General features: G+C 64.5%; 16 protein-coding genes and 11 pseudogenes. 15 read left to right on the top strand and 12 right to left on the bottom strand.

Translation table 11 applies throughout. The features are described 5' to 3' along the window. Positions 1-34: 34 nt before the first annotated feature. The 4 genes and pseudogenes from K0H76_RS11745 to K0H76_RS11730 all read right to left on the bottom strand — a co-directional run bounded on the left by K0H76_RS11745 (position 35) and on the right by K0H76_RS11730 (position 2,910). Entirely contained in the window at positions 35-664 is a 630-nt protein-coding gene (locus K0H76_RS11745; protein ID WP_258933102.1) for a DUF4191 domain-containing protein, read from the bottom strand. 224 nt (positions 665-888) lie between these two features. Next, a pseudogene (gene lipA / locus K0H76_RS11740) lies at positions 889-1,867 on the bottom strand (lipoyl synthase). Positions 1,868-1,957: 90 nt separating this feature from the next. Then, the gene (locus K0H76_RS11735) at positions 1,958-2,416 is read right to left on the bottom strand and encodes a hypothetical protein (RefSeq protein ID WP_258935399.1); all 459 of its coding nucleotides are present in this window, start codon (positions 2,414-2,416) and stop codon (positions 1,958-1,960) included. After that, positions 2,386-2,910 carry a hypothetical protein gene (locus K0H76_RS11730; RefSeq protein ID WP_258933101.1) on the bottom strand — a complete coding sequence of 175 codons (525 nt, stop codon included), beginning with the start codon at positions 2,908-2,910 and terminating at the stop codon, positions 2,386-2,388. Before K0H76_RS11730 ends, K0H76_RS11735 begins: the two co-directional genes overlap by 31 nt. Between K0H76_RS11730 and K0H76_RS11725 the strand changes: the two genes are divergently transcribed. Further along, positions 2,911-3,390, top strand: a complete 480-nt coding sequence (locus K0H76_RS11725) for a protein kinase (protein WP_258933100.1) — start codon at positions 2,911-2,913, stop codon at positions 3,388-3,390. A gap of 327 nt (positions 3,391-3,717) precedes the next feature. Here the strand turns inward: K0H76_RS11725 and sucB are convergent. The 3 pseudogenes from sucB to K0H76_RS11710 form a co-directional block, all read right to left on the bottom strand. Further along, positions 3,718-5,533: pseudogene (gene sucB / locus K0H76_RS11720) on the bottom strand (2-oxoglutarate dehydrogenase, E2 component, dihydrolipoamide succinyltransferase). Between the two features lie 12 nt (positions 5,534-5,545). Then, positions 5,546-6,939: pseudogene (locus tag K0H76_RS11715) on the bottom strand (dihydrolipoyl dehydrogenase). Positions 6,940-7,032: 93 nt separating this feature from the next. Continuing rightward, positions 7,033-8,583 (bottom strand): annotated as a pseudogene (locus tag K0H76_RS11710) (leucyl aminopeptidase). 124 nt (positions 8,584-8,707) lie between these two features. Here K0H76_RS11710 and K0H76_RS11705 point away from each other — a divergent pair. The 5 genes and pseudogenes from K0H76_RS11705 (at position 8,708) to K0H76_RS11685 (ending at position 12,818) form a co-directional block, all read left to right on the top strand. Beyond that, positions 8,708-9,520: a PAC2 family protein gene (locus K0H76_RS11705; RefSeq protein ID WP_258933099.1), complete on the top strand. Its 813-nt coding sequence runs from the start codon at positions 8,708-8,710 to the stop codon at positions 9,518-9,520. Next, on the top strand, positions 9,481-9,801 hold the full coding sequence (locus K0H76_RS11700) for a hypothetical protein (RefSeq protein WP_258933098.1): 321 nt from the start codon (positions 9,481-9,483) through the stop codon (positions 9,799-9,801). The genes K0H76_RS11705 and K0H76_RS11700 overlap by 40 nt, the downstream gene beginning before the upstream one ends. Before the next feature lie 155 nt (positions 9,802-9,956). Then, positions 9,957-10,229, top strand: coding sequence for a DUF4192 domain-containing protein (locus K0H76_RS11695; protein WP_258933097.1), 273 nt, complete (start codon positions 9,957-9,959; stop codon positions 10,227-10,229). Between the two features lie 113 nt (positions 10,230-10,342). Continuing rightward, positions 10,343-11,197 carry a hypothetical protein gene (locus K0H76_RS11690; RefSeq protein ID WP_258933096.1) on the top strand — a complete coding sequence of 285 codons (855 nt, stop codon included), beginning with the start codon at positions 10,343-10,345 and terminating at the stop codon, positions 11,195-11,197. 261 nt (positions 11,198-11,458) lie between these two features. Continuing rightward, positions 11,459-12,818: pseudogene (locus K0H76_RS11685) on the top strand (RNA polymerase sigma factor). Between the two features lie 63 nt (positions 12,819-12,881). On the opposite strand, the gene K0H76_RS11680 reads toward K0H76_RS11685, so the two are convergent. Further along, positions 12,882-13,088 carry a hypothetical protein gene (locus K0H76_RS11680; RefSeq protein WP_146341709.1) on the bottom strand — a complete coding sequence of 69 codons (207 nt, stop codon included), beginning with the start codon at positions 13,086-13,088 and terminating at the stop codon, positions 12,882-12,884. Between the two features lie 128 nt (positions 13,089-13,216). Here K0H76_RS11680 and K0H76_RS11675 point away from each other — a divergent pair. Both K0H76_RS11675 and K0H76_RS11670 read left to right on the top strand, forming a co-directional pair. Next, positions 13,217-15,274 (top strand): annotated as a pseudogene (locus K0H76_RS11675) (type IIA DNA topoisomerase subunit B). Positions 15,275-15,339: 65 nt separating this feature from the next. Then, a pseudogene (locus tag K0H76_RS11670) lies at positions 15,340-16,283 on the top strand (heme o synthase). A gap of 225 nt (positions 16,284-16,508) precedes the next feature. On the opposite strand, the gene K0H76_RS11665 reads toward K0H76_RS11670, so the two are convergent. Both K0H76_RS11665 and K0H76_RS11660 read right to left on the bottom strand, forming a co-directional pair. Continuing rightward, positions 16,509-16,958 carry a hypothetical protein gene (locus K0H76_RS11665; RefSeq protein ID WP_258933095.1) on the bottom strand — a complete coding sequence of 150 codons (450 nt, stop codon included), beginning with the start codon at positions 16,956-16,958 and terminating at the stop codon, positions 16,509-16,511. Positions 16,959-16,960: 2 nt separating this feature from the next. Beyond that, on the bottom strand, positions 16,961-17,422 hold the full coding sequence (locus K0H76_RS11660; RefSeq protein WP_258933094.1) for a GAF domain-containing protein: 462 nt from the start codon (positions 17,420-17,422) through the stop codon (positions 16,961-16,963). A gap of 263 nt (positions 17,423-17,685) precedes the next feature. Here K0H76_RS11660 and K0H76_RS11655 point away from each other — a divergent pair. The 7 genes and pseudogenes from K0H76_RS11655 (at position 17,686) to K0H76_RS11625 (ending at position 24,601) form a co-directional block, all read left to right on the top strand. Next, positions 17,686-19,206, top strand: a pseudogene (locus K0H76_RS11655) (aldehyde dehydrogenase family protein). Between the two features lie 91 nt (positions 19,207-19,297). Continuing rightward, a pseudogene (locus K0H76_RS11650) lies at positions 19,298-19,686 on the top strand (DUF779 domain-containing protein). 39 nt (positions 19,687-19,725) lie between these two features. Continuing rightward, a pseudogene (locus tag K0H76_RS11645) lies at positions 19,726-22,658 on the top strand (DEAD/DEAH box helicase). After that, complete coding sequence (locus K0H76_RS11640) at positions 22,651-23,025, top strand: hypothetical protein (RefSeq protein ID WP_258933093.1); 375 nt, start codon at positions 22,651-22,653, stop codon at positions 23,023-23,025. Before K0H76_RS11645 ends, K0H76_RS11640 begins: the two are co-directional and overlap by 8 nt. Continuing rightward, complete coding sequence (locus K0H76_RS11635) at positions 22,959-23,276, top strand: hypothetical protein (protein ID WP_258933092.1); 318 nt, start codon at positions 22,959-22,961, stop codon at positions 23,274-23,276. Before K0H76_RS11640 ends, K0H76_RS11635 begins: the two co-directional genes overlap by 67 nt. Before the next feature lie 28 nt (positions 23,277-23,304). After that, on the top strand, positions 23,305-23,592 hold the full coding sequence (locus K0H76_RS11630) for a hypothetical protein (RefSeq protein ID WP_258933091.1): 288 nt from the start codon (positions 23,305-23,307) through the stop codon (positions 23,590-23,592). Between the two features lie 275 nt (positions 23,593-23,867). Further along, a pseudogene (locus K0H76_RS11625) lies at positions 23,868-24,601 on the top strand (polyprenol monophosphomannose synthase). A gap of 73 nt (positions 24,602-24,674) precedes the next feature. Here K0H76_RS11625 and K0H76_RS11620 read toward each other — a convergent pair. Both K0H76_RS11620 and K0H76_RS11615 read right to left on the bottom strand, forming a co-directional pair. Continuing rightward, complete coding sequence (locus K0H76_RS11620; RefSeq protein WP_258933090.1) at positions 24,675-25,016, bottom strand: RNA polymerase-binding protein RbpA; 342 nt, start codon at positions 25,014-25,016, stop codon at positions 24,675-24,677. Further along, positions 25,009-26,367 (bottom strand): SPFH/Band 7/PHB domain protein, encoded by a 1,359-nt coding sequence (locus K0H76_RS11615; RefSeq protein ID WP_258933089.1) that lies wholly within the window; start codon positions 26,365-26,367, stop codon positions 25,009-25,011. Before K0H76_RS11615 ends, K0H76_RS11620 begins: the two co-directional genes overlap by 8 nt. Positions 26,368-26,454 lie beyond the last annotated feature (87 nt).

The following is a 26,454-nucleotide window of genomic DNA, read 5'->3' as shown; positions in this document are numbered from 1 at the left end:
CCCGCGCCTGCCAGACAGCCGCCTACTCTACCACCTAGCCGCGGAGGGCTTTGCGGTCCGGTCGCGCTCTGTAGGGATCCACACCTTTGGGAATCGGCGGCCGAGCCGAGGGGAGAGCGGACATGCGCCGGTCGACCTCGTGCACTTCGTGCTTGGTGAGCTTCTTGTCCAGCTTCTTGATGTGCTTGGTCAGCTTGGACAGCGGAACCTGCTTGTCCCCGCGTCCAGTCTGCACGACATGGACCGGCACCTCGTTGCGGAGCACGGGTTTGAGACGTTTGCGAGTCTTCTCGCCCAGTTTCTGGGCGCGGCCCGCCGGACCTTCGGTAACGAGAACGACGCCTGGCTTGCCGATGACCCGGAACACAGCATCCTGTGTCTTGGGGTCCATCTGGATGGGCTCCTCCTCGACGATCCACCCTCGCCGGAGAGTGCCCAGGGCTGCTGCAGCAGCGCCTGGTCTTCCTTCGATGCGGGCGAAGGCGGCCTTCTCCGCGCGTCGGTTCATCACAATGAGGGCGCCCAGCAAGGCGCTGGGGAGGCCGACCAGGAGGCCTGTGATCCAGTTGAGCAGCAGCGTGGCGACCACGAATGTGACGGCGAAAGCCAGGAGGGCCGCGAGCGCCATCCACCACCCGATGTTCGGGTCGTAGGTGCGCGTCATGCTGAAGACCTGCTTGATGCGGGAGAAGAAGCCGTCCTGGCCGCTCTTCTTTCCCTATTGGCCTTCTTCTGCGACTTCTTCTCGGCCTTCTGCCGCTTGTTCTGCGCGCGGAGCTGCTTCAGCTCGGCCTTGGCCTGCTCTTTGGTGAGCGTGGGGAGGATTCGGACTTTGCCATGATGCGTTCCAGGGTACCGGATCGCAGTGCCTGTGCGTCTGCGGATCGGTCAGAAGCCTGCGGCGACGAGTGTGGAGGCTTCCTGCTTGGTCTGGCCGGAGGGCTCAATGTGAGCAAGCTCCGCAGGAATGTCGAAGCCCTTTCTCTGCATCGCCTTCGCCCAGAGCGAGTAGGCGCGGTAGGACGAACGGACAAGGGGGCCGGACATCACGCCGAGGAAGCCGATCTCTTCGGCCTCCTGGGAGATCTCCATGAACTCTTGGGGCTTGACCCACCGGTCCACGGGAAGGTGGCGGGGCGTCGGGCGCAGGTACTGGGTGATGGTCAGCAGGTCGCAGCCCGCGTCGTGCAGATCGCGCAGCGCCTCGGATATCTCTTCTCGCGTTTCACCCATGCCGAGTATGAGGTTGGACTTGGTGATCATGCCGTGGCGCTGGCCCTGGGTGAGGACGTCGAGAGACCTCTCGTAGCGGAACGCCGGACGGATGCGCCGGAAGATGCGCGGAACAGTTTCGACGTTGTGCGCGAAGACCTCTGGCTTGGCCTCGCAGATGCCTGCGATGTTCTCCTCCTTGCCGGAGAAGTCAGGGATGAGGATCTCCACGCCGGTGCCGGGGTTGAGCTCGTGTATCTTGCGGATCGTTTCGGCGTAGAGCCAGACTCCCTCGTCGGCGAGGTCGTCCCGGGCCACCCCGTCACCGTCGCGTACCGGAGCTGCATTTCGGCGACCGATCGTGCCACCTGGAGCGGCTCCATCTCATCGAGCGCCGCGGGTGACCGGTGTCGATCTCGCAGAAGTCGCAGCGTCGTGTGCAGGCTGATCCTCCGATGAGGAAGGTCGCTTCACGATCCTCCCAGCACTCGAAGATATTGGGACACCCTGCTTCTTCGCACACGGTGTGCAGCCCGGACCCGCCGACGCGCTTCTTCATGGCGGCGAACTCCGGGCCCATCTTGACCTTGGTCCGCATCCACTCCGGTTTGCGCTCCACCGGAACCGCGGCGTTCTTGGCCTCGACGCGAAGCATGCGTCGGCCCTCTGGTGCGATGGAGGTGGAGGCTGAGTTTGTCGGTGCGCATCCGCTCACGTGATGGAACCTTCCTTCAAGGTCGAGGTGTTAGAGGGCGGCCCGCTCGGAGCTGGCCGCCGGGTCGGCATAGCCGCTGCTTTCCTGGTCTGCGCTCTCCTTGACGAAACGTGGAAGGACCGCACGCAATTCCTGCTCTATCTGATCGACGACGTCCGCGGGCGTGACCACGCGCCCGATCTCCCGGGTGATGGACGTTGTCTCAGCGTCATCGATGCCGCAGGGAACAATGTTCTCGAACGGAGACTGCGCATTCGAACAGTTCAGCGCAAAGCCGTGAGTGGTGACTCCGCGGTGATTGCGCACGCCGATCGCTGCGATCTTCCGGTCGGGCGTTCCGGATGCCGAGTCGCCCACGATCCAGACTCCGACGCGCCCCTCCACCCGGGTGGAGATGATTCCGTAGCTCTCTCGAAGCACCTTCATAATGGTGTCCTCGAGGGCCCAGACATATTTCTTCACGACAGTCCGGTGCTTGAGGTGGAGAATAGGGTAGCCGATGAGCTGCCCTCGTCCGTGCCAGGTGATCTTTCCCCGCGATCGACCTCCACCACTGGTGTGCCGTCGCGGGGCTTCTCGTGGTCCTCGGTGCGCTTACCGGCCGTGTAGACGTCAGCATGCTCCAGGAGGAGGACTGTGGAGCGTGAGGGGTCCGCCATTGCGTCAACGTGGAGCTGTTTCTGAAGCGCGAACGCGTCTGCATAATCAACCAGGTGCGGGTCGAAGCCCAGGCGCCGGTATTCAAGAGCCATGCCGCCCACTCTACGCCCTATGGACTGGCGCGATCTGTGGAAAGGCTCTGCAGGGTTCAGCGATCTGCTGAATGCTGATCCTATGACTTTGGAGCCCTCCGACTTCGGCAGAGTGTCGATTCCCCACCGCCCGCAGGTGGCTGGTCTGAGGAGCGAACGTCTGCTGGGCATCGGCGGCCGCTGCGCGGTATGGCAGGTTCGGCGTCTTGAGACGGAGGCATCAGGGTGCATGTGGATCTCGTTGGGGATGCTGTTCCGGAGGTCTTGGCGCTGAAGGTGCCTCTGGAGTCTCCTCGGAGCGCGCCGTCGTCGCACAGCCTTCGAGCGGAGCTCGACGCCATGGTCCCGCTGGCGCATCCGCATCTGGTGCGGGCCTGGGGCATCGCTCTGGATACTGGGGACGGCGACCGCGGACTGCTTCTCGACGTCGCTGCTGCGGGTTCCCTGGCGGGTCTGCTGACCCATGGCGGTGTGCTCTCGCCCTCGCGGATGGTGACCGCGCTGAGCCCTATCGCGGAGGCATGTGCCCATCTTCACACCCAGGGTGCCTCCCATGGCGATGTCACGGCCGCGAACATTCTCCTGACGCCTGAGGGGAAACCCGTGCTTGCCGATTTGGGAGACGCGTATCTGCTGGGCATGGGCAATGATGCGGTGAGCGGCGAACAGGATGTCAGGGCGCTGGCGAGGTCGCCTGGCTGTGCTTGGTAGGCGAGGCGCCGGGCCGGGGTCGTCGCCGCACGCCGCTGCGAGTGATCTGTCCCCAGGTGAGCGAGGGGCTTGCTGACCTCCTCGAGGAGTGTCTGGAAGCAGGGGACGGCGATATGCCTGGTGCCTGGGAGTTTGCCGCAGAGGTCTATGCTTCGGCTGATCCCGAGCCGCTGAACCTTCGCGCTCAGACTGATGAGGAAGTCCTGGCAGAGCTGCCGACGATGCTTCCCTCTGGTCCGCAGGGGAAGAGGAAAGGCCGTAAGCGAGAATCACTCGTAAGCGGCCTCAGTCGCCTGCTGCGCGCAGGCCGAAGGGGGTCGCCTCGTGCTAGAGGCCGAGCTCTCCTTCGAAGCGAGCCTCTTCGAGCCTCGCCTTGAGCGTCTGAAGGAACCGGTAAGCGTCTGCACCGTCGACGAGGCGGTGGTCATACGTCAGCGAGAGGTACATCAGGTGGCGGATGCCGATGCTCTCGTTGCCATCGGCGTCGGCCACTACGGCAGGCCGCTTTTCGATCGTTCCGGTGCCCAGGATCGCAGCCTGCGGCTGATTGATGATCGGGGTGTCGAAGAGTGCCCCGAACGAGCCCAGGTTGGTGATCGTGAAGGTTCCGCCGCTGAGCTCCTCGGGAGAGATGCTGCCCTGACGGGTCCGCTGCGCGACGTCGGAGATCTTCTTGGCGAGGCCGCCGAGGTTCAGCTCTCCGGCGTCCTTGACCACGGGGACGAAGAGACCCTTGTCAGTGTCGACAGCAAGCGCAAGGTGCTCAGCGTCGTGGTACGTGATCTCCTTGGTGTCCGCGTCGTACTGAGCGTTGAGGACTGCGTGCTGCTTGAGGGCCTCCGTCACGGCCTGAGCGATGAAGGGAAGGTAGGTCAGCTTCACTCCGTTGGCTTCCTGGAAGGACGCCTTGGCCTTGGACCGGAGGTTGACTATGCGAGTCATGTCGACCTCATGGACCTGAGTCAGCTGAGCCGAGACCTGCAGCGACTCGGTCATGCGCTGGGCGATGACCTGACGGATGCGCGGTGCCTTCTCGGTCTTGCCGCGCTGTGAGGTGTCGGGCTGCACCGGAGCGGGCTGCGAAGCTGCTTCGCCCTGGTAGCTCCGACTTCTTGGACTCTGCCGCGTCGAGCACATCCTGTTTGCGGATGCGCCCTCCGACTCCGGTGCCTTGGATCTCGGAGAGGTCGATGCCCTCCTTCTTCGCAAGCTTCCGGACGAGGGAGTCACATAGCTCTCTCCGGATGCTTCGCCGGAAGCATCGGAGGCCGCAGCAGATTCCTTCTCCACGGGGAGGGGTCTTCATGACTGCTCGACTCCACCGCGTCGTCTGCGGACGCCTGCTCAGAGGATGCGGCCTCAGCTGCTTCTTCCTCCTGCGGGGCGGTGTCCTTCCGCGATTCCGGCTCGGGCTCACCTTCCGGCTGAGTCTCAGGCTCAGATTCCGGCTCGGGCTCGGGCTCGGCGCTGGGCGCGGAACCGCCGCCTGCAGATCCGGATCCTATGAGAGCGAGAACCGCTCCCACCTCGACGGTCTCATCCTCAGAGACCTTGAGCTCCTGGACTGTTCCTGCGACGGGGAGGGAACCTCAGTGTCGACCTTGTCGGTGGAGACTTCGAGCAGCGGCTGATCGACCTCGACCTCGTCGCCCACGGCAACCAGCCAACGCGTGACAGTGCCTTCTGTCACGGACTCGCCCAGGGCGGGGAGGGTGACCTCTTCACCATCGCCTCCACCTCCGGAGCCTGACTCCGCGGCAGGAGAGGTGTCTGCGGCGCCGCTTTCGGCGGTCCCCTCCTCGGCCGAGTCGGCAGTCTCCTCAGGCTCCTCCTTCGTCTGCTGGTTGGACTCATCGGCGCTGTCGTCCTGCTCAGCGCCCTCTGACCCGTCGGACTCGCCGCCCGAGCCGTCGCCGATCTTGACGAGCGGGGCGCCGACCTCCACGGTGTCGTCCTCGTCGACGAGCTTCTCCTCGATGGTGCTTACCATAGGTGAGGGGACCTCGGTGTCGACCTTGTCCGTGGACACCTCCACAATGGGCTGGTCGACCTCGACCTCCTCTCCGACCTCGACGAGCCAGCGGGTCACGGTGCCCTCGGTGACGGACTCACCAAGGGCGGGAAGGTTCACAGTCTCAGACATGATGTCCGGCTCCTAATCGATATGAGTGGTCGACGAGTGGTCGTTATCCGTGCAGGGGTGGCCGAAGAGCGCCATCGCCGCTTCACCCATTGCTTCGTTCTGGGTGGGGTGTGCGTGGAGGAGGCTGGCTACGTCTTCGGGGTATGCCTCCCAGTTGACGATCAGCTGCGCTTCGCCGATCTGCTCACCGATGCGGGTGCCGATGCCGTGGACTCCCACGATCGGGCCGCCCTTGACAGCGATCATCTTGATGATTCCGCCGGTCCCGAGGATGGACGACTTCCGTTGCTTACCAAGTTGTACTTGGTGACCTCGATCTGGTCCTTGCCGTAGGTCTCTTCCGCCATCGGCTGCGTGTAGCCGATGGACATGATCTCGGGCTCGCAGTACGTCACCTTGGGGATGTTGATGTCCAGCACAGTCATAGGGCTGTTGTTAGCGATCTCCTCAGCAACGAAGATGCCGTGCTGATAGCCCCGGTGCGCGAGCTGAAGGCCGGGGACGATGTCGCCCACTGCGTAGATGTTTCCAACGCCGGTGTGAAGGCGGTCGTCCGTCATGACAAAGCCTCGATCCAGGGTGATGCCCTGGTCCTCGAGCCCCAGGCCATCGGTGACCGGTCCTCGGCCCACCGCGACCAAGCACAGGTCTGCCTCGAACGTCGTGCCGTCTTCCAGCGTGACCTTCACCCCGTCGGCGGTCTCCTCCACATCTTTGAAGAAGGTTCCGGTGCTGAAGGAGATGCCGCGAGCCTTGAACGTCTTCTCGAGCTGCTTGATGATGTCAGGGTCCTCGTTGGGGACCAGGCTGGGCGCCCCTTCGATGATGGTGACGTCGACCCCATAGGACTTCCATACTGAGGCAAATTCGGAGCCGATCACTCCGCCGCCCAGAACGATCGCTGACTTGGGAGCTCCTCCATCTCGAGCGCCTCGGTGGATGTGATGACTTTGTCGCTCAGCGGCAGGCCGAACGTCTTCGCCGTCGAACCGGTCGCCAGGACGATGTTCTGAGCGCTGTAGCTGGTGCCGTCCACGTCGATCTCTGCGGGGACACGAGCTTGCCTTCCCCTCGATCACCTGAATCTTCCGCATCTTCAGCAGACCGGTGAGGCCTTTGTGCTTGCTTAGCGACGATTCCGTCCTTGTACTCCTTCACCTTCGCAAGGTCGACGCCCTCGAAGGTGGTTCTGACGCCGTACTTCTCTGAGGACCGCGCCTCGTCGGCGATCTCAGCGGCGTGCAGGTATGCCTTGGTGGGTATGCACCCGGTGTGCAGGCATGTCCCGCCGAGCTTTGACTTCTCGATCAGTCCGACGCTGAAGCCGTGCTGCACTGCGCGAAGGGCGGCGGCATAGTAGCGCTCCCTCCGCCGAGAACGAGGACGTCGAATTCTTCGGCCACGATATGTGCTCCTTGAGTGAGACGTTGAAGGGCTGGATCGCCCTCTTCGCTGGAAGTCAGCCTATCAGTGCGAATCCGCGCCGATAGGCTCGGCGATCAGGCTCGGGCCAGGCCTTCGAGATACGAAATCAGCGTCCGTACAGTCACTCCTGTGCCTCCCTTGGGAATGTAACCGTAGGGGCCTTTGTCGTTGAAGGAGGGGCCAGCGATATCGACATGGGCCCATGGGATCCGCCGTGTCTCCGGGTCCAGCGCATCCTCATCCGCGTCTGTCCGGTCGCCGACGAACTCTCGGAGGAAGGCTGCGGCGTTGAGCATGCCTCCCTCGCGTGCGCCAGTGTTCGTCAGGTCCGCCACATCAGAGCGGAACCCTGCGAGCGCCTCCTCAGGAATCGGCATGCCCCATGCGGACTCCCCGGCCACGTCGGCCGCCTCTACGAGGCTGTCGCGGAGACTCTCGTGGCCCATGACGCCGAAGGTGCGGTTGCCCAGGGCGATCATCTGAGCGCCGGTGAGCGTGGCCACGTCGACGATGGCGTCCGGCTGCTCCTCAGAGGCAGCAACGATGCCGTCGGCCAGGACCAGACGCCCTTCGGCATCGGTGTTCAGCACCTCCACCGTCTTGCCCCCGTAGATGCTGATCACGTCTTCCGGTCGCTGCGCCGTCGAGGAGGGCATGTTCTCCGCAAGGCAGAGCCATCCCGTCACTCTGATCGGCAGGTTGAGCTCGGCTGCGGCGAGCACGATGGAGAGGACCGTCGCGGCCCCGGCCATGTCGAGCTTCATGGTAGTCATTGCATTGGCTTACTTGAGGGAGAGACCCCCGAATCGAACGTGATGCCTTTGCCGACCAGGGCGATGTGCGCGGCGGGCCGCGAGGGTGCGTGCTCGATGCGGACCATCCGGGGTCCCCAGGAGGACCCATTGCCCACTCCGAGCAGACCCCAAAGCCCTCCTTCTCCAGATCCTTGGGGGCCCAGACCTTCACCTTGGTCTTCGAGTCCTTCGCCGCCTTCTCCGCAATCTGCGCAAAGGACTCCGGGTACAGGTGGCTTGGGGGAGTGTTGACGAGGTCCCGAGTGGCCCGAACCGCATGGCCGACCACTCCGGCCCTGGCCATGGCTGCCTTGGTGTGCTTCTCCTTCAGCGGAGTCAGCACCACGACCTCTGAGGCAGGTCCCTTGCGGCGAGCATCTTCGCTGCCTTTGAAGTGGTTGAAGCTGTACGCGCCGATCGCAGCGCCCTCTGCTACAGCGGAGACCTGTTCGACAGTGGCCGAGGGAAGTGCAAGAGCGATGGAGTCGGCTCCCGAGAGCTGCCGGACCGCGGATCCCGCCGCGCGCCGCAGGGCCTCCGTCGAAACGCCGCCGTCGACTTCGCCCGTCAGAGTTCCCACTCCCACCAGAACGAGCGTCTCGGACTTGAAGCCGTCGACGCCGGGGAGGCGCAGAATCTGGTCCTCGGAGCCTGAGGCGCCGAGAGCCTGCAGCGAGTCGGCGACGCTTCGCGCGGCATTGTCAGCCAACGGGTTGGGCAGGAGCACGGGGCCTTTCGGCCCCTTTGCCCTCCGAGCACCAACGCGTCTGCGTCGACCTTCTCGACGGCGGAGGAGACAGCGGACAGTGAAGGTTTGAAGTCGTTGATCACGTGCCCGATCCTACTCGTCGGCGCCGTCGGCACAACCGGCGCTCTTCGGCGCAGACCGGGCGTGGCGCGGCGCAGGGAATGACGGACGTGGGCAGACTGTTCCTCACACATCCCAAGGAACAGAATGGCTACCCGGCGAAGGAGCAGTGTGGGCCCCAACGATCAGTTCGATCCCGGCCAGTCAGGTGTCGATGGAGACCGCTTCAGCCTCCTGCACCTGCACGCCGAGCCTCAGGACGAGGCGCACCCCGATGAGGACGGCGGTCAGGCGGGAGAACTCGTCATGCGCTCCAACGAGCCCGGGCAGGACGGTCCCAGCAGTGCCGAAGGCCTGAGCATGCTGGTGTCTGTGGCGGGACACACCGACGCTTACCAGCTCTCCGAGCAGATGGCCGACTCGCTGCTGTCTGCGCTGCCGCACCGGCAGATGGCCAGCTTTGATGTGGACGCCCTGTTCGACTATCGGTCCCGTCGACCGCGGATGCTCTTCACCGACAGCCGCTTCTCAGAATTCCAGGGGCCGCGGCTGGATCTGTACGAGCTGCAGGACGCCCTGGGGCGAAACTTCCTGCTTCTGACCGGGGATGAGCCTGACTTTCACTGGGAGAAGGTGGCGGAGACGCTGCTCGAGCTGGCGAACCATCTCGGGGTGAGCCTGACAGTCTTCGCCGATGCGCTGGGGCTGCCTGCTCCGCACACTCGTCCATTGGGAGTGACGGCCCACGGCAATCGCGAGGACCTGGTGAGCGGCATCTCGACGTGGTCGCCCAATGCCCAAGTCGAGGCGGGCCTTTCTCAGATGCTGGAGCACCGGTTCGATGCCGCTTACCATGACGTGGTCGGGTACACCGTTCACGTGCCCCACTATTTGGCGTCGGGCAAGTACCCCAAGTGGCAGTGGCCGCGCTGGAGTACGTCGGCGCCGCGAGCGCGCTGATGCTTCCGACTGATGATCTGCGTGAGGCTGCTCGCGCGGTCGAATCGGACATTACGCGCCAGGTCCAGCAGAATCCTCAGGTTGCGCAGGTGGTGGAGCAGCTCGAGCAGAACTTCGACCAGTACGCGACCAAGCAGCAGCGCTCTCTGCTGGTGCACAGTGACGATGCGGTGCCGGATGCCGAGGAGCTGGGGCTGCCGTTGAGCAGTACCTGCGCTCTCAGCCGGGCGACAGTATCTTCAGGGGCCAGAGGGCGACATCGACGAAACCTTGGGCAATGACTCCCAGCACGGCTCAGACGAAGACGAGGGCCCTCGCGACTGACTGTCGCTGCGACGACTTTCCACGGGGCAGGAAGGCGCCTAGAGCCGCGCTTACTCCTTCAGCCCGGCCCGGGGCGCAGACGCCTGTCCGCGATCGACGACACGCTTGCTCCATGACAGCAGAGAACGCCCCGCGCTCCCAGCCCCAGGAGAAGTTGCCTTCCGCTCATCTCGACCGTCCGGGCGACGCCCTGGCCCTCGTGCAGCACACCTTCGGGTACATGCCGCAGGAGTCGTTGGTCCTGATCGGACTCGCGGGAGGCTCGAGCGGCGGGCACCTCCGCGTAGACCTCGCCGGAGGTGCGGCGGATCCCTATGCAATGGCCCGTCAGTGCGCCGAATGGCTCGCTTACCACACTCGCAGCCTTCGCCCGAGACGGCCATAGCTCTCCTCTTCACACAGCATGCGCCGTCGCCGCTCCACAGCCAGCTGTATGACGGTCTCGTCCACACGCTGGCGGGCTGCCTCGACTCCGAGTACGGCGTCGAGCTTCTTCACGTGTGGCATGCCGGAGGCGACGCTGTGCGGAACTACACCTGCCGCGACGAGACGTGCTGTCCGTATCCGGGCTTCAGCATCTCCGCGGAGCTCGATTCCTCGCTCGAGCGTCTTCCCCAGCTGACCGTCCGGGCAGGTGCTGCGGCCGGTCCGGCGGACCTGCTGGACGAGTTCCTAACCCCTGTGCATGCTCCATCGGAGGCGTCGCAGCGTGTGGTGCGCAGGATGGTGAAGACCGCTGCCGCGTCCGAGAGCGTGGAGGACGAGCTCACGCTGTGGGGCGAGGCTCTCTCACGCGGCCGAGGCTCTGAGCCCTCGATGTGGCTGCACACAGCGGAGGAGGCAGCCGCGTCGATGCTGCGCACGCTGGCCCGAAAGAGAGTCCGAGATGCTCTCGTTCCGCTGGCCTCTGTGGGGTACCCGGCGGCCGTTGCAGGAACGCTCTTTCACGAGGAGCTGCGCAGGGACCCGGGGGCCGCGCGTCTCGAAGACGGTGAACTCTGGGGCAGACTCGCCCCGAGACTGCCCCAGGGGTTGGACGCGCAGGCGTTGGACCGCCTTCTGCAGGACTACGCAAACTGCTGGCTCGGCGCAACGGGATCCCGTCCCGACTGGAGGGGAATCGAAGTTCTTGAGGCTCTGCTGAAAGAGCTGCTGCCCTATGCGGAGGCCGAAGAGCGTGAGGCCGCCTTGACTCTGAAAGCATGGATTGAGTGGGTGAAGGGCAGAAGCTCCGTATCGAGCGAAGCTGTGGACCTGATCCGCAGGGAATTCGGGGACAGCTCCGACTGCACCATGGCGGAGCTGGTCGACAGATTCTCGGGGTTTTCGGCGTTTCCCCATGGGCCCGCGTGAAGGTCCAGAGCTACAGCTGGTGGAAGTCGGACCGCGGCGCCTCGCCGAAAACTGCTTCGCATTTCGGGAATGAGCGCTGACTGCGTATCGTTAGGACACCTAAGACCCTGCAGATCCGGCGTTTTGGCGGCGAACGTGATGAGCGTGCCCGTCAGCCGGGCTTGACAGGGTCATAGGCGTGTTGGGCTCAAGAGGGGCCTGGCAGTGCCTGTCCGTGCTGCGAAGCTCGGGAAAGCGAACGTGTCGAGTCGGAAGGTCAACGTGCCCACTAGCAAGACCGAGGAAGAGACTGCCGCAGTCGGCGAGCAGAAGACAGCTGCCCGTACCAGCGCGGCGAGCAAGTCGACAGCCTCCAAGTCCTCGACCAAGGCCGGTTCTGCGGCCAAGAAGTCGACCGCGACCAAAAAGACCGCCTCGACCAAGGCTGGAGCTGCCAAGAAGGCCCCTGCCGCCAAGAAGGCCGGGGGCGGTCGGCGCAAAGCCACTGACGCTGTCGACGAGATCCTCGCTGAAGTGGACAGTGAGGAGGATTCTCCCACCCAGGCGCTCGCCAATGCTGTGGCGAAGGCCGAGGAGGAGGGCGAAGACGCCGAGAAGCTGGTCGACACTGACACAGCGGAGCCCAAAGAGGACGAGTCGACCTCCGGCCGCGGCTTCGTCATCTCAAATGCGGATGATGACGATGCGCCCGCCGTACAGGTCGTCTCGGCAGGTGCCACCGCCGATCCGGTGAAGGACTACCTCAAGCAGATCGGCAAAGTCGCGCTGCTGAACGCCGAGCAGGAGGTGGACCTGGCTCTTAGGATCGAGGCTGGCCTCTTCGCCGACCACAAGCTGGCCAACGACGACATCACGGACCGCAAGCTGCGGCGCGACCTGCAGCTCATCGTTGCAGACGGCAGAAAGGCGAAGAACCACCTTCTCGAGGCGAACCTGCGTCTCGTCGTCTCCCTGGCCAAGCGCTACACGGGCCGCGGCATGCTCTTCCTGGATCTGATTCAGGAAGGCAACCTGGGGCTGATCCGTGCTGTGGAGAAGTTCGACTACACCAAGGGCTTCAAGTTCTCGACCTACGCCACGTGGTGGATTCGCCAGGCCATCACCCGTGCAATGGCCGACCAGGCACGCACCATTCGCATTCCGGTCCACATGGTCGAGGTCATCAACAAGCTTGCGCGTGTCCAGCGGCAGATGCTGCAGGACCTCGGACGCGAGCCCGCCCCGAAGAGCTGGCAGCGGAGCTGGACATGACGCCTGAGAAGGTCGTCGAAGTCCAGAAGTATGGGCGTGAGCCGATCTCTCTGCACACTCCTCTCGGCGAGGACGGCGACTCAGAGTTCGGCGACCTGATCGAAGACTCCGAAGCTGTCGTCCCTCCGATGCGGTGAGCTTCACGCTCCTTCAGGAGCAGCTGCACTCCGTCCTGGATACGCTCGCCGAGCGCGAGGCAGGCGTCGTCGCAATGCGCTTCGGGCTCACCGATGGGCAGCCGAAGACGCTGGATGAGATCGGCAAGGTCTACGGGGTCACCCGGGAGCGTATAAGGCAGATAGAGTCCAAGACAATGTCCAAGCTGCGGCACCCGAGCCGCAGCCAGGTTCTTCGCGACTATCTCGACTGAGGATTCTCAGACACGTGGGGCCCCGACCTGATCGGTCGGGGCCCCACGTGTAGCTTGGCGCTGTCAGCTGATGCGGTCAGACTCGTCGATCCAGTTGAGCGTCTTCGGGCGCAGGGTCCCTTCGACGGCGCGTCCGTGGTGGTTGCAGAACAGGAGTGCTCCTCCGGAAGCGAGCTCTGCGCGCACGTACGCCTGTGCGCCGCAGCGGTCGCAGCGGTCCAGGGCGGTCAGCTGAGTCTGACCCTCGAGCGTGCCGGTGGTGCTTGTCATGTCGCCTCCTAGCGTTGCGTCAAGCGATGTCAGACCATCCAACCATGTCGACCTCGAGAAAAGTCCCCAACACAGGGGAGGGGCGCGCCTTTCGCTCACCGCGTACCCCGGCGACTACCCTGAGCACCATGGCATCCCGCGACGACTACAGCGCCCGGCACCTCTCTGTTCTCGAGGGTCTGGAAGCTGTGCGGAAGCGCCCGGGATGTACGTCGGATCGACCGACTCCCGGGGCTGATGCACTGCCTGTGGGAGATCATCGACAACTCAGTCGACGAGGCGCTGGTAAGCTACGCCTCGGCCATCACCGTCACCCTGCATGCGGATGATTCGGTGGAGGTGAGCGACGACGGACGCGGAATCCCCGTCGACATCGAACCTCGCACCGGCCTGTCGGGACTCGAGGTCGTCTTCACCAAGCTGCACGCCGGGGGCAAGTTCGGAGGCGGAAGCTACAACGCAGTCAGGGGCCTTCACGGCGTGGGCGCCTCGGTCGTCAACGCGCTCTCGGCCCGTCTCGACGCCACCGTCACCCGTGGCGGCAAGGTTCATGCCCTGTCCTTCCGCCGCGGCGAGCCGGGCACCTTCGACGGTTCGAAGCCCACTGACCACTTCGAAGCGGCTCAGGCCGGATCGCCGCTGCAGGTCTCCGGCAGGGCCAAGCGCGGCATGACCGGAACCACCGTTCGCTACTGGGCCGACCGGCAGATCTTCACACCCGACGCCGCCTTCAATGACGAGGAGCTCTTCGCTCGCGCCAGGCAGACGGCGTTCCTGGTGCCTGGCCTGAAGATCGTCGTCAAGGACCTCCGCGGTGCTGAGCGAGCGGAGCAGGTCTTCCAGTACGACGGAGGCATCAGCGAATTCGTCGAGCATCTGACGCCGGACGCGCCGGTCACGGATACCTGGCGCATACAGGGGCACGGCACCTTTGCCGAAACTGTCCCGGTCGACGGGCAGATGCAGGAGGTTCAGCGCGACTGCGAGGTGGATATAGCCCTGCAGTGGGGACCGGCTACGACATCACGGTTCGCAGCTTCGTCAACATCATCGCCACGCCCAAGGGCGGCACGCATCTCAGCGGCTTCGAGCAGGCCATGCTTCGAGTATTCCGCAAGGCGGTCGAGGCAAATGCGCGAAAGCTCAAGGCAGGCAGCGACAAGCTGGAGAAGGACGATGTGCTCGCAGGCCTGACAGCCGTGATCACAGTTCGCATCGCTGAGCCGCAGTTCGAGGGGCAGACCAAGGAGATTCTCGGCACGCCCGCGGCGCGCCAGATCGTGTCCAAGGTTGTGGCCGGTGAGCTCGAGAAGAAGCTGGCCTCCGCGAAGAAGGCTGACAAGCAGCAGACCTCTGTGCTGCTCGAGAAGATCGTCTCTGAGATGAAGTCCAGAATCTCCGCGCGGCAGCTGAAGGAGACCCAGCGGCGGAAGAACGCCCTGGAGAACTCATCCATGCTTACCAAGCTCGTCGAATGCCGGGCCAAGGAGGTCGAGTCCTCGGAGCTCTTCATCGTCGAGGGCGATTCGGCGCTCGGCACCGCGAAGCTGGCGCGATCCTCGGACTACCAGGCTCTCCTTCCCATCCGCGGCAAGATTCTCAATGTTCAGAAGGCCTCCGTCTCCGACATGCTGTCGAACCAGGAGTGCGCGGCGCTGATCCAGGTCATCGGCGCCGGCACGGGGCGCAGCTTCGACGTCAGTGCGGTTCGGTACGGCAAAGTCGTGCTGATGACCGACGCTGACGTTGACGGCGCCCACATCAGAACCCTGCTTCTGACGCTCTTCTTCCGCTATATGCGTCCCATGATCGAAGAAGGCCGGGTCTTCGCCGCAGTGCCGCCCCTGCACCGGGTGGAGGTTGTGCAGCCGGGCAGCAGGCCCAACGATGTTCGCTACACATACTCGGAGTCCGAGCTGATCGCGCTGCTGGCCGAGCTGGAAACGTCAGGCCTGCGCTACAAGGAGCCGATCCAGCGGTACAAGGGACTCGGAGAGATGGACGCCGATCAGCTCGCGGAGACCACCATGGACCCGCAGAGGCGGTCCCTGCGACGCATTCGGGTCGAAGATGCCGATGCCGCGGAGAAGGCATTCGACCTGCTGATGGGCAGCGTCGTCGCTCCGCGCAAGGACTTCATCATCGAAGGGTCGCGTGCGCTCGACAAGGATAGGATCGACGCCTGAGGCGCCCATCGTGCGCATTGTCACAGAACGTTTTCTACAGGGCGTAGAACAGCTAGACTGTCCCGGTGACCACTTCCCCCGCCCGCACCGCAGCTGACGCACCCGCTTCGACCGGGCTCAAGCGCAAGGCTGCAGCGTACTGGTCACTGACGAAGCCTCGTGTGATCGAGCTTCTGCTCGTCACCACTCTGCCCACTATGTTCTTCGCCCAGCGCGGGATCCCCGACTTTTGGGTCGCGGTGGCCACAATGATCGGCGGTGCGATGGCGGCAGGCTCAGTGGCGCCTTCAACTGCTATCTGGATCGGGACATGGACCGGCTGATGAACCGGACCAAGAAGAGGCCGCTGGTCACCGGAGAGGTGAGCCCGCGTGAGGCCCTCGTCTTCGCTTCGGTGCTGGGCCTGCTCGCACTGGCTGTGCTCTGGGTGGGCACGAACCCCTTGGCGACGCTCCTCGGAGCGACGGCCATCTTCTTCTACGTGGTGGTCTACACCATGGTCCTCAAGCGCAGAACTGAGCAGAACATCATCTGGGGCGGCATCGCAGGATGCTTCCCCGTGGTGATCGCTTGGGCTGCTGTGCGCGAAACCTTGGACTGGTAAGCCCTGGTGCTCTTCGTGATCATCTTCCTGTGGACCCCGCCGCACTACTGGCCGCTGTCCATGAAGTACCGGACCGACTATCAGAAGGCCGACGTGCCCATGCTCGGTGCGGTCGCCACGGAAGATACCGTGTCGGTTCAGGTCGTGCTGTACGCCTGGGCCACCGTCGTCTGCTCGCTCCTGCTCGTGCCGCTGGGATGGGCTGGGATCACGTACACGGCGGTGGCAGCCATCTCCGGAGCATGGTTTGTGTGGGAGTGCCACGTGCTGCACCGCAAGGCCCAGCTCGGAAGCCTGAAGCAGAAGGAAGCCATGAAGGTCTTCCACCTGTCCATCCTCTATCTCACCCTCCTCTTCGTCGGCCTGTGGATTGATCCCTTCATCGGCAATCCTCTGATGGGCTGAATCCAGCTCTCGTTCGCCTCACCATAGGATGAGGAGGCGCGCAGACACCAGGTTCAGAGCCGTGCGTGCCCGGCCCGTGCAACCAGGGCCGCGCGCTGCGGAGAGTCCGTCGGGAGGAGCTTAAGGGCGGTATAGAGGGCCTGCAGGTCTCCCGTTGTCTCAGGAAGCTGGAGGTACCTCCAGAGATCCTCCGCACTGCCGTCAGCAAGCATCGTCTCCCGCATCTCAGCCTCCAAAGCTCGGCGCAGCATGAGGATTCCGGGGCCTCGGAGCCGGGGAGGAGCTGGCCCCGTATATGTCTAGAGCGAGGCTGCGGGCGCCCGACGCCAGAGCCCGGCGCACGGTGAGGGCATCGAGTTCGCAGGGCGACGTGAGCCGGTAGGGCTTGGAGAGCAGATCGACGCCTGCACCCTCCGAGACCTTCGCGAGCGCCCGGCGCAGTCGCACCATTTCAGCGCGGAGCGCCACCTCGTGGCCGCGTTCGCCGAAAAGCATCTCGGCAAGCTCCCCGGAGCTGAGGCCCCTGCCCCGGTCAGCATCCCCGTGCCAGGCAAGCAGTGTCAGGATCTCGGCGTGCCGCAGGCTGAGACGCACTCGAAGGCTGCCGGTGCTCAGCAGCGGAACTGCTGTGCCCAAGGTGATGAGCTGGGCCAGCCCAGTATCGCTGGTGAGCACTTTCAGCTCTGCCTCTGCGGCGGAGATCGCGGCATAGATGAGGGGAGCGAATGGACGGCCACCGCTTCGGGTCCGCCCGTGAGATCCACGACGCCGAGAACCGCGCCGGTGTGCGGATTGCGAATCGGTGCGGCTGAGCAGGAGAACTGATGCGCGGAGAACGCGAAGTGCTCGCCCTGGTGGACTTGGGCGCCTCGTCCCGTCGCCAGCGCTACGCCCGGGGCGGAGGTGCCGATGGCGCGTTCGGACCACCGGGCCCCGGGCCGAAACGCGGAGGCCTCCGCGCGCCTCAGAGCCTGGCGATCCCCGTTGACCCACAGAAGGCGACCCTGGGCGTCGCCTATCGCGACGATGAGGCCAGCTTCGGATGCGGGGCGGATGAGCAGCTGGTCGAGGACCGGCAGTACGCCCTGAAGGGGGCTGGATGCCCGCAGCCTTTCGAGGTCGTCATCGGAGGTGTCCACAGGCGCAAGGGCTGCCGCGGGGTCGCTCAGGTACTCAGCCGACCGTCGCCACGATGCACGCAGCCCGGGCGCAAGGGTGTTCCATGTATCAGGCTGATCAGGAACTGCCCTCATCATTGCCCTTCCGCCTCGAGGGTGTGTGGTACATCACATTCTAACGGAGCGGTGCGCGTGGGGCTATGCAACGCATATGCAACCTCAGGCACCCTAGCCTCGTGAGTGTGAGCTAACTCACACCAGTCGAGCCATCGAAGGAGGCCACCATGGGCACATACTCGCAGCCGGGCACTGAAGGCAGTGTCGTGAGCTTCAAGCCCCGATACGAGAACTTCATCGGAGGGGCTGGGTCGCTCCCGTCAAAGGACAGTACTTCGAAAATCCCTCGCCCGTGAACGGACGAACATTCACGGAAGTCCCCAGGTCCACCGCCGAAGACATCGAACTGGCCCTCGATGCAGCTCACAAGGCCGCCCCGGCGTGGGGCAAGACATCGGTGGCAGAGCGCGCGCTCATTCTCACTCGAATCGCGGACAGGATCGAGGAGAACCTCGAGATGCTTGCTGTGGCCGAGACCTGGGAGAACGGCAAGCCGATCAGAGAGACCCTTGCTGCGGATCTCCCGCTCGCTGTCGATCATTTCCGCTACTTCGCCGGTGCAATTCGAGCCCAAGAAGGTGGCATCAGTGAGATAGACAACGACACCGTCGCCTACCATTTCCACGAGCCGCTGGGCGTCGTCGGGCAGATCATCCCGTGGAACTTCCCCATTCTGATGGCCACATGGAAGCTTGCGCCCGCGCTGGCGGCAGGCAACGCGGTCGTCCTGAAGCCCGCGGAGCAGACTCCCAGCAGCATCCTGCTGCTGATGGAGCTCATCGCAGACCTGCTCCCTGATGGCGTGCTCAATGTGGTCAACGGCTTCGGAGCCGAGTAGGCGCTCCGCTGGCATCCAGCTCGAGGATCCGTAAGATTGCCTTCACCGGTGAGACCACCACGGGTCGGCTCATCATGCAGAACGCATCCCAGAACCTCATTCCGGTCACGCTGGAGCTCGGCGGGAAGAGTCCGAACATCTTCTTCGAGGATGTCAGCCGGGCCGATGACGCCTTCTACGACAAAGCACTTGAAGGCTTCACGATGTTCGCGCTCAACCAAGGCGAGGTGTGCACCTGTCCTTCACGAGCGCTCATCCAGGACAGCATCATCGACAGCTTCCTCGAAGCAGCGGTGGAAGGACGAAGGCCGTCGTTCAGGGCAACCCTCTGGACACCGACACCCAGGTCGGAGCCCAAGCCAGCAACGACCAGCTGGAGAAGATCCTGAGCTACCTCGACATCGGCCAGAAGGAGGGTGCCGAGGTGCTGACTGGAGGTGCTCGGGCCGAGCTGGACGGAGACCTGGCCGGAGGCTACTACGTGGAGCCGACGATCTTCCGCGGCACCAACAGAATGCGCGTCTTCCAAGAGGAGATCTTCGGTCCTGTCGTGTCGGTGACGGGGTTCTCCGACTACCGCGATGCCATCTCCACCGCCAACGACACGCTCTACGGACTCGGCGCCGGTGTGTGGTCCCGCGATGCCAATATTTCGTATCGTGCAGGAAGAGACATTCAGGCAGGCAGGGTCTGGACGAACTGCTACCACCAGTACCCGGCGCATGCGGCATTCGGCGGATACAAGCAGTCGGGCATCGGCCGTGAGAACCACCTCATGATGCTGGCGCACTATCAGCAGACGAAGAACATGCTGGTGAGCTACTCAGAGGACAAGCTCGGCTTCTTCTGATCCAGACGGCAGGGGCCGGTGCGCATCGCAGCTGGTGCGCACCGGCCATCCCGCCGAGTGAGCGACGTCCCAAAGTCTGAAGGAGGCCCCTATGAGTGCCGAACGTGTCGCGATCACCGAAGAGGCTGCTGCGCTCCTGCGGCAGCTGCGCGAGGACCATGGCCAACCTCTGATGTTTCATCAGTCCGGAGGCTGCTGCGACGGCTCGGCCCCGATGTGCTACACCCAGGGAACCTTCGCCACGGGTCCGGCGGACGTTCTTCTGGGGAGCTGGATGCGGGAACGGGCGAGCCCGTCCCGGTCTGGATCTCCAAAGCGCAGTACGAGTACTGGTCCCACACCCACATCACCATCGACGTCACGCAGGGCAGGGGAGCAGGGTTCAGCATTGAGGGTCCCACCGGTCACCGCTTCCTCGTGAGGTCCCGTCTCTTCACTGAGGAGGAGAGCGAGAGCTTGGCGCCCGTCCAGTCGGGCTAGACAAGGGGATGGTCAGTTCCGGCCGATAGGGTGTGAGCCATGAGCTCACCGGCCGAACGCTATGCAGCCTCTCGCCGTCGCGCCGCGGAGGCCAAGACACAGTTGGGTGCCTTCAGGGCGGCGCAGGCCTTCGACCTGGACGAATTTCAGGTGCAGGCATGCCGTGAACTGGAAGCCGGAAGGCGGTGCTGGTCGCCGCGCCCACGGGAGTAAGCAAGACGATCGTCGGGGAGTTCGCGGTTCACCTTGCCCTGGCCCAGGGCAAGAAGGCCTTCTACACCACTCCCATCAAAGCGCTGAGCAACCAGAAGTATCAGGAGCTCGTTGAGGACTACGGCGCCGCGCGTGTGGGGCTTCTCACCGGCGACACCTCGGTGAACTCCGAAGCGGACGTGGTCGTGATGACCACCGAAGTCCTGAGGAACATGCTGTACCAGGACTCATCGACCCTCGAGCAGCTTCGGTACGTCGTCATGGACGAGGTGCACTACCTGGCTGACCGCTTCCGCGGCGCCGTGTGGGAAGAGGTGATCATCCACCTGCCGGAGTCGGTTCAGGTGGCTGCGCTTTCGGCCACGGTCTCCAACGCAGAAGAGTTCGGCGCATGGATGGACACCGTGCGCGGCGAGACCGCCGTGGTGGTCTCAGAGCACCGTCCCGTGCCGCTGTGGCAGCACATGGTGGTGGATCACCAGCTGTACGACCTGTTCACCGGCGAGGCTGACGAGGAGGAGGCTGACGACCGTCAGGCACTCGTGAATCCGCAGCTTCAGCGGATGGTCCAGCTGCAGCAGTCACCCGGCTCGCGCCGCCCGGGCGGCCATCGTGGTCGTGGGAGGCCGAGGAGGTCCGCAGCGGGAGCAGCGCACGTCTGCGCGCGGAGGCGGGTCCTCTCAGGTCTCCAGCTTGTCAGGGGCCCCATCGCGCACGCACAGGCTCTCTCGCCCCAAGATGATCCGCGCATTGGACCGCCAGGCTCTGCTGCCCTGCATCGCCTTCATCTTCTCCAGGGCTGGCTGCGAGGCCGCAGTGGAGCAGTGCGTCCAGCAGGACCTGCGACTGACGTCGAAGGAAGAGGCGGCCGAAATCAGCTCACGCGTTGAAGCGATGGGGTGGGAGCTGCTAAGCCGAAGATCTCTCCGTGCTCGGCTTCGACACATTCCGGGAGGCGCTCGTCAGCGGTGTCGCCGCTCACCACGCCGGCATGCTGCCTCCCTTCAAAGAGCTGGTCGAGAGCCTCTTCGCCGAGGGACTGCTCAAGGTGGTCTTCGCCACAGAAACGCTGGCCCTGGGCATCAACATGCCAGCCCGGACCGTCGTTCTGGAGAAGCTCGACAAGTTCAACGGCGAGTCGCACGTCGACATCACGCCAGGCGAATTCACGCAGCTGACCGGACGTGCGGGCCGACGCGGCATCGACGTCGAAGGGCACGCGGTGGTCGTCTGGCAGCCGGGCATGGATCCGCGGCAGGTGGCAGGTCTGGCGTCGAAGCGCACCTACCCGCTGAACTCCTCGTTCAGCCCGAGCTACAACATGGCCGTGAATCTCACGGCTCAGTTCAGACGGCGCAGGGCCCGCACCATTCTGGAGTCCTCCTTCGCGCAGTTCCAGGCCGACCGTGCCGTGGTGGGCCTGGCGCGCGACGTCGCCAAGCGCGAGTCCTCGTTGGTAGGCTACGAGGAATCCATGGAGTGCCACCTCGGCAGCTTCAAGGAGTACTTCGAGCTGAGACGCAGGCTGAACGAGCAGCAGAAGGACCAGGCCAAGGCAAGAAGCCGTCAGCGACGTCGGGACATCGTGCGTGTCCTCTCCGCCCTCGAGCCTGGGGACATCATCGACGTCGGCTCGGTCGGCAAGGCGAAGCGTCATCTGGGGAGTGCCTGGTCGTCCATGCCGCGCCGGAGCACGACCCGCGGCCCGGCGTTGTAACCCATGACGGCAAGCTTCGCAGCCTCACAGTCGAGGATTTCGCCCAGCCGCCTGAGGTGATCTCCTCCATACGGCTTCCTCGCAAACCCCAGGTCAAGGTGCCCAAGATCCGCAGGGATCTCGCATCCAGCTTCAGGGCCGCCCTGCAGGAGCGGGTTCCGCCTCGTCAGAACGCACCGCAGCCGGGGTTCGGCTTCGCCGAACAGCCGGGTGACAGCGAACACACCGAGCAGCTCGAAAACGCCCTTCGCAAGCACCCTGCCACTCCTGCAGCGATCGGGAGGACCACGTCCGCTGGGCGGAGCGCTGGTGGAAGCTGCAGAGGGAGACGGATCAGCTCAAGGCCAAGATTGATCAGCGCACCGGCTCCATCGCCAAGACGTTCGACCGAGTGTGCGGGGTGCTCTTCGACCTCAGGCACATGGTGCCCGCCGACGATGAACGGATGCCGACGGCGGCGCCCGTGGCGGATGAGTTCCGGGCCGAGGAGTTCGTGGTCACGGAGCGGGGACAGAGGCTCCGGCGCATCTACGGCGAGCGAGATCTCTTCACGGAGATGCTTGTGGAGCAGGGTGCCTTGAGCGCGCTGAGCCCGCAGGAGCTTGCGTCGTTCGCAACCCTTCTGGTCTACCAGGCAAAGCGCGAGGACGAGGGCGCGATGCCGCAGATGCCCACGACGGGTCTCACACGTGCGGTCCGCGAAGCGTTGGAGGTGCACACCGAGCTGGAAGCGCTGGAGAAGCGGCATCACCTCGAGCCGACTGCTGCGCCGGAGATGGGCCTGACGCTGCCGATGCATCGGTGGGCCTCGGGCGCCAGCCTCCGAGCCGCCCTTGAGGAGTCCCCTTTGGCCGCCGGAGATTTTGTACGGTGGGCCAAGCAGTGCATCGACGCGCTCGACCAGCTGTCAAAGGTGCCGACGGCCACCAGCAAGCTCGCCACGGCCTGCCAGGACGCGGTCAGCCTCATCAGCAGGGGAGTGGTGGCATACTCCTCAGTCGCGTACCAATCCATGGAGGACGAAGAACTTGACGATGAATGAAGCCGCCTCGCTCGAGAGCGTGCACCTTCTGAACAACGGGACGATCCATTCCACTGCGGAGCCCTACGCCGAGGCGATGCTCGTCGAGAAGGGACACGTGGCGTGGCTCGGATCCGACGAGACCGCCTCTCGGCTCAAGGAGCAGTATCCCGAGGGCGTCGTCCAGGAGCAGGACCTCGACCGGACGCTGGTTGCGCCCGGATTCGTTGGGTGGATTACGCGCGGTGTCGCTGAGGGGACTCAGGTGATCTGGCCGAGCGTCTCGACGCCGCAGCAGCTCTGGGCTACACGACCCTCAGAATGGGGCTGGCCATCCCGGCGGAGCTGCTCACAGGTGAGTCGCTGCAGAGCGTCGTCACGGGACTGACCAGCTCTCTGCGCACGGCGGCCGCGCATCCGATGGACACATACCCGGTTGTGCAGCTCTCCGGGCTGCACGATGTGGCCGGAGCGGGCGGTCTGAGGGCACTGAACGAACTCCTGACGCTGCTGGGGACGCCCACGAGGTCGAAGAGGCGGAGGGCCGACGCATCTCTGTGGCCGTGTCCTATGCGGAGGTGGCCGAGAACCTCATCGGTGTCCGCACCTGGATGGCGGAGGAGTCCCGCCAGCTTCTGATTGACGTCACCGGTGAGGACCCGGGGAGGTGGTCCAGTCTCTCGCAGCAACCACGTCCCAGCTCCGGCAGCTGAAGCACACCCCGAGCGCTGAGAACCCCACGGTCCTGGTCGGCTTCGACTCCTCGCAGCGGGCTCATTGGGAAGACCTGCTCAACACTGGGGCGCAGGTGCTCGCCCGGCGGGCCATCCATCTCTCCACTGCCCTGAGCGTGGGAGTCCCTACGTCGGCGGCCCCGCCTGAGGGGGAGAGCCCGTGGCAGCTGATCAGTGAGCACGTGCATCACCAGAGCGACCCGGTGTCTGTGCGTGCTTAAGCTTCAATGCGCAGACCCGAGGAGCGTTCCGCTCCTGCCAGGTGGCCAGCCGGAGGCGGGAACCCTGAATCCTGGGTCGGAGGCGACATATGTGGTGTGGGAGGCGGACTCCCTGTCAGTGCAGACTCCCCACTCGGCTGTGTCGGCGTGGAGCACAGATACCCGTGCCCGCACACCGCTGCTCCCGTACCTCCCCGGACGCGATGAGGAGGGAGGCCTGCCTCGGTGGAGAGCGACGGTCATTCGCGGGGAGGCAGTGAGCTAACGTGGTCCGCATGAAGATCCTGACCGTCATTCCCACCTTCAACGAGATCGACGCCCTGCCGGTGACGCTCGACCGGCTTCGGGCCGCTCTGCCTGAGTCCGACGTGCTCATCGTCGATGACTCCAGCCCTGATGGCACAGGCCAGCTGGCGGAAGAGATGGCGGCCGCCGACGAGAAGGTCCACGTCATTCATCGGACCAAGAAGGACGGGTTGGGCGGAGCTTACATCGCCGGATTCACGTGGGGCTCCGACGCGATTACGACGCCTTCGTCGAACTTGATGCCGACGGCTCGCACCAGCCCGAGCAGCTGCCGGATCTCATCGCCCTGCTCGACGAAGCAGACCTCGTCATCGGGTCGCGATGGGTCCCGGGGCTCTGTCGTCAACTGGCCGCTGCACCGTGAGCTCATTTCGCGAGCGGGCAGCTTTACTCCCGCACCATGCTCGGACTCAATGTGAGAGATATCACTGCGGGTTTCCGTGTATTCCGGCGCTCCACCTTGGAGGACATTGACCTGAAGTCGATCAAGTCGGCGGGTTACGGCTTTCAAGTGGACATGACCTTCCGCGTTGCCCGTCAGCGCAAGACGATTCGGGAGGTGCCCATCACCTTCGTCGAACGAACGGTCGGCGAGTCGAAGATGAGCGGCGGCATCGTGGTGGAGGCCGTCACCAACGTGACCAGGTGGGGCCTGGCGGCCCGGGCCTCGACGCTCGCTGGGAAGCTGGCCGGAACCCGGTGAACGTTCGGCCGTGCTGACAGTGAAGGCCCGCCCCTGAGGGGCGGGCCTTCACTGTCAGCGGCTCAGGCGAGTCTCAGACCTTTTCGCCGCGGCGTTCGCGCAGAATCTTAATACGGTCCTGAAGAATTTCCTCAAGCTCGTCGGTCGAGCGCCGTTCCAGGAGCATGTCCCAGTGGGTTCGGGCGGGCTTCTCAGGCTCCTCGTCGGGCTTGTCGCCCTGGGCGAGAACGCCCACTTTGCCGCTCGAGGCTGTCCACGTGGTGGGCAGGTCCGCGTCGGAGGCGAAGGTGACGACGATCTTCTCGCCATCCTCGCAGACGTATTCCACATCTTGGCGGGGCGCTGGCTCGACGCCCGTCTCTGTCTCCATGGATTGGGCGCCGAGGCGCATGCCGCGCAGACTGCGATCACTCATCGGGTTTTCGGCTCTCTTCGTCGACTACGTTCTGTGGTGCTGGTCTCCCTACTCCAACCAGCAGGGTCCGCAGATTATTCCACGGGACCCTGAACGGCTGTGACCTGCTGGGGAAGGGGTTCAGCTGCTCTGCTGGTCTCCGCTGCCGGTCGAGGTGCGGCACCTGGGCTCTCCTCAGACACGCGGGCGATGACGTCCTCGGCAGACTCCTCGCCCAGGGACGGCTTGCCGCTCTGTCGACCCGGCTTGGCCTGCCGTGCGGCATCCTCAAGTCGGCGGCAGACTCATACTGTGCCGCGTCGTCCGTGACGGAGGTTGCTCGCGCAGATTCTGCGAGGTCGGCGATGGAGTGCGAAATGCCCGGCCGTGCCGCTCTGCCGGTCTTGGCCTGTTCTTCCTCGCGCCGTGCGCGCAGACGCTCGGCGCGTGCTTCCCTCATCTTCTCCTTCTCCTCGAAGGAGACCTCCTGTTCGCCGCCGCTTCCTCCGCCGAAGGCACCCGCAAGGCTCTTCAGCGCCTCGCCGAACTCGCCGGGGATGAAGAACATGGTGTTCGACTCCGATTTGGCCATCTCGGGGAGGGACTGCAGGTACTGGTAGGAGAGCAGCTCAGGCGACGGCTCTGAGGCGTGCACAGCATTGAACACGGTCTCGATGGCCTGGGCTTCAGCGTTCGCGCCCAGGATGCGGGACTGCGCCTCACCCTCCGCCTGGAGGATGGCCGCCTGCCTCTCGCCCTCAGCGTTGAGCACGGCAGACTGCTTGTTTCCTTCGGCAGTCAGGATCGCTGCGCGGCGGTTTCTCTCGGCACGCATCTGCTGCTCCATGGAGTCCTGGATGCTGTGCGGCGGGTCGATGGCCTTAAGCTCCACACGGGCGACGCGGATGCCCCAGCGCCCGGTGACTTTGTCGAGCTCGCCGCGGAGCATCGAGTTGATGTCATCTCGTGAGGTGAGAGCCTTCTCGAGGTTCATTCCGCCGACGACGTTTCGCAGGGTCGTAGTGGTCAGCTGCTCGACGCCGACGATGTAGTTCTGGATCTCATAGCTGGCAGCCTTGGGATCCGTGAGCTGGAAGTAGACCACGGTGTCGATGTCCACGACCAGGTTGTCCTCGGTGATCACCGACTGCGGCGGGAACGATACGACCTGCTCACGCATGTCCAGGAGCGGGGCGAGCCTGTCGAGGAAAGGGACGAGCAGCGCCAGGCCGGGCTGGAGCGTTCGGTGATACTTGCCGAGGCGCTCAACGATTCCTGCCCGCGCCTGCGGGACGATCTTGACCGAGTTGACCAGGATCACCACGACGAAGAGCAGGAAGACGACGCCGACAATGAGGAGTAAGAAGTCCATAGAGGTCCGTTCCTAGGGGTTATTGGGCAGGGGCAGGGGTCAAGCCTGTTCGGGCTCCGGGTTCCAGTCGATGGAACGAATGGGGAG

This window comes from Nesterenkonia pannonica (assembly GCF_019575955.1).
In the GTDB taxonomy this organism is placed as follows: Bacteria; Actinomycetota; Actinomycetes; order Actinomycetales; family Micrococcaceae; genus Nesterenkonia; species Nesterenkonia pannonica.
Note: the sequence above shows the minus strand (reverse complement) of the source record. Positions and strands in the feature narration are given on the sequence as shown.

Bases quoted from the DNA above. Each gene is read 5' to 3' on its own strand.
- K0H76_RS11705 (WP_258933099.1), top strand. From the start codon at position 8,708: ATGGCTACCCGGCGAAGGAGCAGTGTGGGCCCCAACGATCAGTTCGAT.
- K0H76_RS11745 (WP_258933102.1), bottom strand. From the start codon at position 664: ATGACGCGCACCTACGACCCGAACATCGGGTGGTGGATGGCGCTCGCG.
- K0H76_RS11640 (WP_258933093.1), top strand. From the start codon at position 22,651: ATGAATGAAGCCGCCTCGCTCGAGAGCGTGCACCTTCTGAACAACGGG.
- K0H76_RS11680 (WP_146341709.1), bottom strand. From the start codon at position 13,088: ATGACAAGCACCACCGGCACGCTCGAGGGTCAGACTCAGCTGACCGCC.
- K0H76_RS11635 (WP_258933092.1), top strand. From the start codon at position 22,959: ATGGGGCTGGCCATCCCGGCGGAGCTGCTCACAGGTGAGTCGCTGCAG.
- K0H76_RS11730 (WP_258933101.1), bottom strand. From the start codon at position 2,910: ATGCACCCTGATGCCTCCGTCTCAAGACGCCGAACCTGCCATACCGCG.
- K0H76_RS11695 (WP_258933097.1), top strand. From the start codon at position 9,957: ATGACAGCAGAGAACGCCCCGCGCTCCCAGCCCCAGGAGAAGTTGCCT.
- K0H76_RS11615 (WP_258933089.1), bottom strand. From the start codon at position 26,367: ATGGACTTCTTACTCCTCATTGTCGGCGTCGTCTTCCTGCTCTTCGTC.
- K0H76_RS11620 (WP_258933090.1), bottom strand. From the start codon at position 25,016: ATGAGTGATCGCAGTCTGCGCGGCATGCGCCTCGGCGCCCAATCCATG.